Genomic DNA, 7,622 nt, shown 5'->3' with positions numbered 1-7,622 from the left:
AGTTCAGCGGGTTGTCCTGCAGTGCCGAAGCCACCAATCATGATGGTTGCTCCATCCTTGATCTGTGACAGTGCCTCGGTCAATGAGAGCTTACTTTTATCAATCATAAGGCCAACCTTTGATACATGTTTTTAAATTTCTATACATGCCTGTTTTCATTACACGCAATGCATAGAAATTTAAAAACCGTGAGCTAATGAATAGCTCACAGTCATTTTTAGGGGATTAAGCACCAACGCGACGACGTTCAACTTCTGAACTTGGCGCACCTGCATGTTCTTTGACTAGTTCTACATTAAAAGTAATGTGTTTGAATGGTTTGTTAAGACCACGACGAGCAATTTCTGCTTCATCTGTTACATCCACAGCAGTTGCGATAAGACCTTCACGCGTTGCAAATGCGAAGTCATCCCAAAGATATTGATCGCCTTCAATATTGAATTGCGTGGTTAATTTGCGATAGCCCGGCGCAGAGACAAAATAATGAACGTGAGAAGGGCGGTTACCATGACGACCTAATAGGTTCAGTACCGCTTGCGTAGTACCTTCTGGTGGGCAACCATAGCCTACAGGCATGGTGGTTTGTGCGACATAGTGACCATTGGCATCAGAAAGAATAGTACGGCGTAAATTGAAGTCTGACTGCGATTTATCAAAGAATGAATAGTTACCTAAGCTATTGGCATGCCACACTTCGACTTTAGCGCCTTCGATAATATTGCCTTCAGGATCTGTCACTGTGCCTTCAATAAATAAGGTATCTACTTTGTCTGATTCAGAGCCATCATCCATACGGGCAAAACCAACGGATTCAGGTGCACCTGCGACATAAAGTGGGCCTTCAATGGTACGTGGTGTGCCACCCGTAATGCCTGCTTTGGCATCTGCTTCATCGGCACGTAAATCAAGGTAATGTTCTAAACCTAAGCCCGCAGCCAGTAAACCAAGTTCATTGGCCTGACCGGCATCGGTAAAATACTCAAGACCTTTCCACAGTTCACTTTGCGAAATGTCCAGATCTTCAATTGCCTGAAAAAGATCACCGAGCAGACGAACTACAATTTGTTGTACACGTGGATTGACTTCACCTGTCGCGGTATCCACATTCATTTTTTTAACCAGTGCATCGATTTCTTGACGGTTCATACATATTCTCCTGAAGTATGATAATTTTTGGTGGCTAGCGAACTGGCTATTTTTGCTGGTTCCTTGGCTCGCCACATTCCTTGTTCAAATTCTGTTTTTAACTTTGCCTGCTATACGCGTTTAGCTATCATCTTCACGAATGGCAGAGGGATGGCGATTTAAAGCCATCACTTCAATATTCATATAGGGATATAAAGGCAGTCCCTGCAAAATAGTGTGTAATTCTTCATTACTTTCCACATCAAAAATACTGATGTTTGAGTATTGTCCCGTGATGCGCCAGATATGACGCCATTTACCTTGACGCTGTAAGTCTTGTGAATAAGCCTTTTCCACGGCTTTAATTTCATTGGCTTTTTCAGCTGGCATATCGAGGGGGATCTTTACATCCATTCGTACTTGGAAAAGCATGTCAACTCCTTGAATTATTGACGACGCAGGTTGTCGATTTTGTCTTGATCCAGTTCAATGCCGAGGCCAGGACCTGTTGGAATCTTGAGTTCAAAATTGCCATATTGAAGTGGTGTTTTTAAAATTTCTTCCGTGAGTAGCAGTGGGCCAAACAGTTCCGTGCCAGCGGCTAAATTGCTAAAGGTAGAGAAGGCATGTGCAGAGGCAATGGTACCAACAGGCCCTTCAAGCATGGTGCCGCCATAGAGGTCAATCCCTGCCAGATTAGCGACTTTTGCAACGTCGCAGGCTTCGATCAGACCGCCAGATTGTGCAATTTTTACCGCAAACACTGAGGCTGCATTCGTCTTTGCCAAACAATAAGCACTTTGCGGCCCTGTTAACGATTCATCGGCCATAATGGCAATATCAAACTTACGGGTCAGACGTTGCATGGCATCAATATTGTGAATTGCACACGGTTGCTCAATCAGATCAACACCGCCATCCTGAAGCATTTGAATCCCTTTAATCGCATTCAGTTCAGACCAGGCACGATTGACATCAACACGAATTGAAACATCCTTACCTAATGCCTTTTTAATGGCCAGAACATGTTCTACATCTTGCTCCACCGGACGTGAACCAATTTTTAATTTGAAAATATTATGGCGTTTTAGCTCAACCATTTTTTGTGCTTCAGCAATATCTTTTTCGGTATTGCCAGAAGCAAGTACCCAAAGTACAGGCACGCTATCGCGTAAGCGTCCACCGAGGACTTCACTCAGTGGCAGACCTAAACGTTGTGCCTGAATATCCAGCAAGGCTGTCTGGATGGCGCATTTGGCAAAACGGTTACCATTGATATTTTGTTGAATAATTTTTAGGGTTTGAGCCACATTAAAACCATCCAGCGTTTTTAACAATGGCGAAAAGTACTGCTCAATATTGGTTTTGACACTTTCAGGACTTTCTTCCCCATAACCCAAGCCACCAATGGTCGTCGCTTCACCCCAACCAATAAAACCATCTGCTGTCGTGATTTTAATCAGTACTAAGGTTTGGGTTTGCATGGTTGCAACCGCCATCTTATGTGGACGGATGGTTGGAATCTCGACAAGTAAGGTTTCTATGGATTTATACATCTTTGGTATTTCTTCAATCTTTGCCTATTTACATACCCTAAATTAATGTAATATTTAGAACTAGGCTGAATTTGGTATTTTTAGATACTTAAAAGGTATATTAAATGGAATTAAGACATCTTCGTTATTTCGTGACGGTGGTAGAGGAACAGAGCATTACCAAAGCGGCGGAAAAGTTATGTATTGCGCAGCCACCTTTAAGTCGGCAGATTCAGAAACTGGAAGAAGAACTGGGTATTTTGTTATTTGAACGTGGTTCGCGACCTGTGAAAACGACAGAAGCAGGACAGTTCTTTTATCAGCATGCGGTACAGATTTTGACGCATACTGCTCAAGCAGCCTCTATGGCAAAACGCATTAGTACAGTCAATAAGATTGTCCGTATTGGCTATGTCAGTTCATTGCTATATGCATTGTTGCCACAGGTGATTTATTTATTCCGCCAAAATCATCCTGAGATTCAGGTCGAGTTGATTGAACATGGCACTAAAGACCAGATTGAAGCATTAAAACTGGGCAAAATCGATTTGGGGTTTGGGCGATTACGAATTAGTGATCCTGCGATTAAACGAATTTTATTGCGCAAAGAAAAACTCAAATTGGCGATTCATAAAAATCATCATTTAACCCGTTTCATCGATCAGGGCATTTATTTGTCCCAGATTATTGATGAACCTATTTTTTCTTATCCAGCTACGCAAAAGCCAAACTTTTCAACTCTGATTCAGTCGATTTTCACGGATTTGGGACTGGTACCTAAAGATATGGTTGAGGTTCGTGAAATTCATATGGCTTTAGGTCTGGTTTCCTCAGGTGAGGGTATTTGCATTATTCCCGAGAGTGCTAGTGACATTGGCATGAAGAATCTGGTCTATATTCCTATTCTGGATTTGGAGGCTTACACTCCAATTTCATTGGCGGTACGCAATATGGATCAAAGTCCGTATCTTCCTCAGATTCTGGAATGTATTAAACAGGTATTTGAAGAAGAAGGGATTCCGATACAACTTGATGGTGATTGATGCAATCTCAAAAAATCAATTATTCAGGAGCGGTCATAAGGACCGCTTTTTTGATGCAGTATGATGATGAGCACAATAAAACCAGACTTAAAAGGTATAACTATATACTTCACTATGCATAGAAAAATCACATTAATTATTCAAATAATAAAATTAAGTCAACTACTCGTATTTCAATATTTCAAACAAGTCATTTGTATTTGATATACAGAACAATAGCTTTGGGTTGGTAGCGCTCTATTTAACTTGGAAAATGATGTTGCTCTTATATTAATCATAAAAATGAATGAGTTGTGAAGTTTAACCAGCCACAATTAAATGATGACGATATTTTTGAATAGATTAATTGAATAGAAATAAGAATGAAATATTTTCTATTCTTTAATCCATATTTAAATTTCAAGTAACTAATTTTAAGAACATTTTTTAATGTGTCTGCAAACCAGCTAATGATAACCGTTTTATAGGAAGATCACGGACGATAATGTTGTGGCGAATGGTTGAGTCAATTAACTAAAAATCTACTAAGGGAAAATAGAGATGAAAATCGCAAAAATTAGTTTACTGTTAGGCGGTATGATCGCCAGCAGTATCACATGTGCGGAATATAGTTGTCAGCAGCTTGGACTAAAAGATTGTCCTACGACAGTCGATCAGGAATTACCTAACCCGCATGAAATGCTCAGATGGACACAAAAACAGCGGGTGATTGGTTTCCGAAATACCTTCCGCATTTATGATGGCAGTGTTTTTCATCCAGATCAGAAAAATGTACTGGCGTTACCAAAGTTAAAGAGTGGAATAACAAATAACGATATCCATTATTCTGTAGACTGTAAAAATTACCGTTTAAATGATTATCTAAAAAATCAAAATGTTGCAGGTTTAATTATTTTAAAAGATGGCAAGATTGCCTATGAATATTATGCACATGGCAATGATGAGACAACGCTATGGACTTCACGTTCAGTCGCGAAATCTATAGTCGCAACATTGATTGGCGTTGCCATTCAACAAGGAAAAATCAAATCAGTAAATGATCCAATCATTCAATATTTACCTGATTTAAAAGGAACGGCATGGGAAAAAGTGACACTGAAACAATTGATGCAACATACCTCCGGCGTTGAATGGAATGAAAACTATAAAGATCCAAATTCAGATTTTGCAAAGATGACCTATTGTGAGGCTGTAAAAGATCCTGAAGCATGCGTATATAAAAATGTGAAACATCTGAAGGCTAAATATAAGCCGGGAACGGTTTGGTCATATAATACGGGTGGCGCATATCTTGTCGGTAAAGTATTAGAAGCTGCAACCCATGAAAATATTGCTAAATATCTAGAAAATAATGTCTGGAAGCGTGTCGGCATGGAGCGAGAAGGCGTATGGCAATCTTATGAACGCAATAAGATTGATATGGGCGGGCATGGTTTTAATGCAACTTTGCGTGATTATGCACGTTTTGGGCAATTTATCTTAAATGAAGGTCGTGTTTCTAATGGAGATAAAATGCTGCCTGAAAATTGGACAACACAAGCGACCCAATGGAATCAAGCCAAAGGTTCAGTTACTAAAAATTATCCAAAGGGAACGTATGGTTTTCAGTGGTGGAATTCACAAGCCAAGCGAGGTTCACCTTTGACGACTCCGCATGCTGACTCAACATTCTGGGGTCTTGGAATCTTCGGACAAATGTTAGGAATTAACCCGAAAGACAAGATTGTCATGATGCAATGGAGCACATGGGAAACAGCACTACCATCAGCCCAATTAGATAATGAAAAAAGTTTATTCTTCAATGCCGTAAGCAAGCATCTGACAGAGAAAAAATAACAGAGAATAAAGGCTATTCTTTATTGGGATAGTCTTTTAATTTCTATTGTTTCAAAGACTAAGCATTGTTGCAGTATTTAAATACCTTGTATGCATGACGTGGAGTCGATATGACTTAAAAGGTATAACTATATACTTCATTATCTATGGAAAATTACATTAATTATTCAAATAATAAATGCAGCTTAGACTTTTCTTTAAATATATTTTATTGGATTTCGGATATTTAAAGGAAATGGAAGTTTGGTCTAAATAACAAGGCAAGTAGCAAGACTTTACTTGCAGTAACAAGAATTTAAATACTCAGGAAAGGATTTCCCATGTTAAAACTGAATACGCTGTATAAAGCACAGCGCGTTGCTTTATATACTCTTTTTGGCTGTCTCAATGTCAATGCCGCTTATGCTGATTTCTTGGAAGATAGTGAAAAGAGTATTTATTTACGTAATTTCTATGTCGAGCGTGATTTTGAAGGTACCAATCAAGATTTGGGCAGTTGGTCACAAGGTGTGTCAGGACGTTTCGTATCAGGTTATACTGACACACCAATACAAGTCGGTTTGGATTTAGGCTTTCAATATGCGCTGCGTTTAAATGACCGTTATGATGAACGGCTAGATACGGTGTTTAAATATGATCAGCATGAGCGACGCCAAGAACGTGATTACTTAAAGCTCGGTGCGACCTTAAAACTAAAATATCAAAATACAGAGCTGAAAGTGGGGGAGCTTTTTCCTAAAACACCTGTTTTATTTATTGATGACTCACGACAACTGGTTACGACCTATGCGGGGGCAATGTTAGAAAATAAAGATGTGAAGAATCTAAAAATATCTGCGGGACGTTTTACTCATGTTAATGCACGCGATGATGATGAGTATAGAAAATTCACATTAGGTAACTCGACAGATCCAGCGAAAAGAAGCGATGGACTCAATTTTCTAGGGCTAGACTATAATTTCACGCCGAATTTATCTGGGGCTTACTGGTTTGGTCAGCTTGAAGATATTTACCAACAACATTATGTCAATGCTGCCTATACAGAGCAGATTAAAAACAGCAAGTTAAAAGTTGATGCGCGCTATTTTAATTATAAAGAGGACGGCGACGCTTACTTTGGTGATATTGATACTCAATCAATTGGCTTGCAAGCCAGTGTCCAGAATGGGCCACATACCATTGTGAGTGGTCTGCAAAAGCATATGGGAGAGGACAATATTCCACTGTTAAATGGTTACGTTCCTCAAGCCTATTTACAGAGTTGGTCTGCTGTTGCTTTTTACAAAGCAAAAGAATTGACGTGGCATATCTTATATAGTTATGACTTTAAAGATCATGGCGTACCTGGGCTAAAACTGACCTTACGTTATCTGAATGGTAGTGAAATTTATCGGGAAGGTTTTAAGGACAATAAAGAAACCGAGAAAAATGTCATTATCAATTACACCGTACCTGAAGGAAAATTCAAAGGTCTTGGTTTTGAATGGCGACATATTCGTGCTGATATTAAATATGGTGCAGGGAATAATCCAGGAACTGATTTTGTAGAAAATCGAATTTTGTCGACTTATACCTTTAAATTTTAATTGAAATAATATTCTGCTTTATTGGGGGATATCATTTTATTCACTATTATTCTAATGGTTAAATAGAGAGCTAATATTTTAGTCGTATAACTGTTAAATTAATTTCTAGTTGAAGAATCTCTTTTCATTTGCGCTGATCTGAGAAAGTTTAACAATTAATCTTCAACTAGAAATTTGAATAGTGAATCATGCTTTCACTATATTCTCTAAGGAATTCTCAAGCGTTATTGGTCTCTCCTTTTTAATTTCTAGTTAAAAAACGAAGCTCAATATAACATTAAAAAAACAGGGGTATTTTTGAAATAAATTCACTTAATTGTTTCCTATATGGAATCAATAATGAGAATTTATCTTGTTTTGTAGTGTTTTTAAGACTGTTTGTTGAGTAAATGTAAACAGAAGGTGGTTTCTATTTATCTGGATGAGCTTATTAAACATTAAAGTTTAGTTTTTTCATCACTTTAAATTTTTGATTAAAAAATTCAACCAATCATGGG

The 7,622-nt window shown here is 38.5% G+C and carries 7 protein-coding genes; 3 read left to right on the top strand and 4 right to left on the bottom strand.

Going from position 1 to position 7,622, the window contains the following annotated elements; all coding sequences use genetic code 11:
• From A9Z07_RS17565 to A9Z07_RS04525, 4 genes are all read right to left on the bottom strand, one after another.
• A partial coding sequence (locus A9Z07_RS17565) for a CoA-transferase (protein ID WP_319822837.1) occupies window positions 1-107 on the bottom strand: 107 nt, incomplete at its 3' end.
• Window positions 108-225: 118 nt separating this feature from the next.
• Window positions 226-1,146 carry a catechol 1,2-dioxygenase gene (catA, locus tag A9Z07_RS04535; RefSeq protein WP_004771120.1) on the bottom strand — a complete coding sequence of 307 codons (921 nt, stop codon included), beginning with the start codon at window positions 1,144-1,146 and terminating at the stop codon, window positions 226-228.
• Window positions 1,147-1,266: 120 nt separating this feature from the next.
• Window positions 1,267-1,557: a muconolactone Delta-isomerase gene (gene catC, locus A9Z07_RS04530; RefSeq protein WP_004771121.1), complete on the bottom strand. Its 291-nt coding sequence runs from the start codon at window positions 1,555-1,557 to the stop codon at window positions 1,267-1,269.
• 14 nt (window positions 1,558-1,571) lie between these two features.
• Window positions 1,572-2,681, bottom strand: a complete 1,110-nt coding sequence (locus A9Z07_RS04525; RefSeq protein WP_004771122.1) for a muconate/chloromuconate family cycloisomerase — start codon at window positions 2,679-2,681, stop codon at window positions 1,572-1,574.
• Window positions 2,682-2,785: 104 nt separating this feature from the next.
• On the opposite strand from A9Z07_RS04525, the gene catM reads away from it, so the two are divergent.
• The 3 genes from catM (at window position 2,786) to A9Z07_RS04510 (ending at window position 7,125) form a co-directional block, all read left to right on the top strand.
• Entirely contained in the window at window positions 2,786-3,703 is a 918-nt protein-coding gene (catM, locus tag A9Z07_RS04520) for a cis,cis-muconate-binding transcription regulator CatM (protein ID WP_047432085.1), read from the top strand.
• 540 nt (window positions 3,704-4,243) lie between these two features.
• Window positions 4,244-5,539 carry a serine hydrolase domain-containing protein gene (locus A9Z07_RS04515; protein ID WP_069577226.1) on the top strand — a complete coding sequence of 432 codons (1,296 nt, stop codon included), beginning with the start codon at window positions 4,244-4,246 and terminating at the stop codon, window positions 5,537-5,539.
• A 320-nt stretch (window positions 5,540-5,859) separates the two neighbouring features.
• Window positions 5,860-7,125 (top strand): OprD family outer membrane porin, encoded by a 1,266-nt coding sequence (locus A9Z07_RS04510; protein ID WP_069577222.1) that lies wholly within the window; start codon window positions 5,860-5,862, stop codon window positions 7,123-7,125.
• The last annotated feature ends 497 nt before the right edge of the window (window positions 7,126-7,622 follow it).

Source organism: Acinetobacter sp. YK3 (assembly GCF_001729365.1).
Classification (GTDB): domain Bacteria; phylum Pseudomonadota; class Gammaproteobacteria; order Pseudomonadales; family Moraxellaceae; genus Acinetobacter; species Acinetobacter vivianii.
The sequence above is the reverse complement of the archived record's forward strand: the minus strand, read 5'-3'. Positions and strand labels throughout refer to the sequence as shown.

Bases quoted from the DNA above. Each gene is read 5' to 3' on its own strand.
- A9Z07_RS04525 (WP_004771122.1), bottom strand. From the start codon at position 2,681: ATGTATAAATCCATAGAAACCTTACTTGTCGAGATTCCAACCATCCGT.
- A9Z07_RS04515 (WP_069577226.1), top strand. From the start codon at position 4,244: ATGAAAATCGCAAAAATTAGTTTACTGTTAGGCGGTATGATCGCCAGC.
- catA (WP_004771120.1), bottom strand. From the start codon at position 1,146: ATGAACCGTCAAGAAATCGATGCACTGGTTAAAAAAATGAATGTGGAT.
- A9Z07_RS04510 (WP_069577222.1), top strand. From the start codon at position 5,860: ATGTTAAAACTGAATACGCTGTATAAAGCACAGCGCGTTGCTTTATAT.
- catM (WP_047432085.1), top strand. From the start codon at position 2,786: ATGGAATTAAGACATCTTCGTTATTTCGTGACGGTGGTAGAGGAACAG.
- catC (WP_004771121.1), bottom strand. From the start codon at position 1,557: ATGCTTTTCCAAGTACGAATGGATGTAAAGATCCCCCTCGATATGCCA.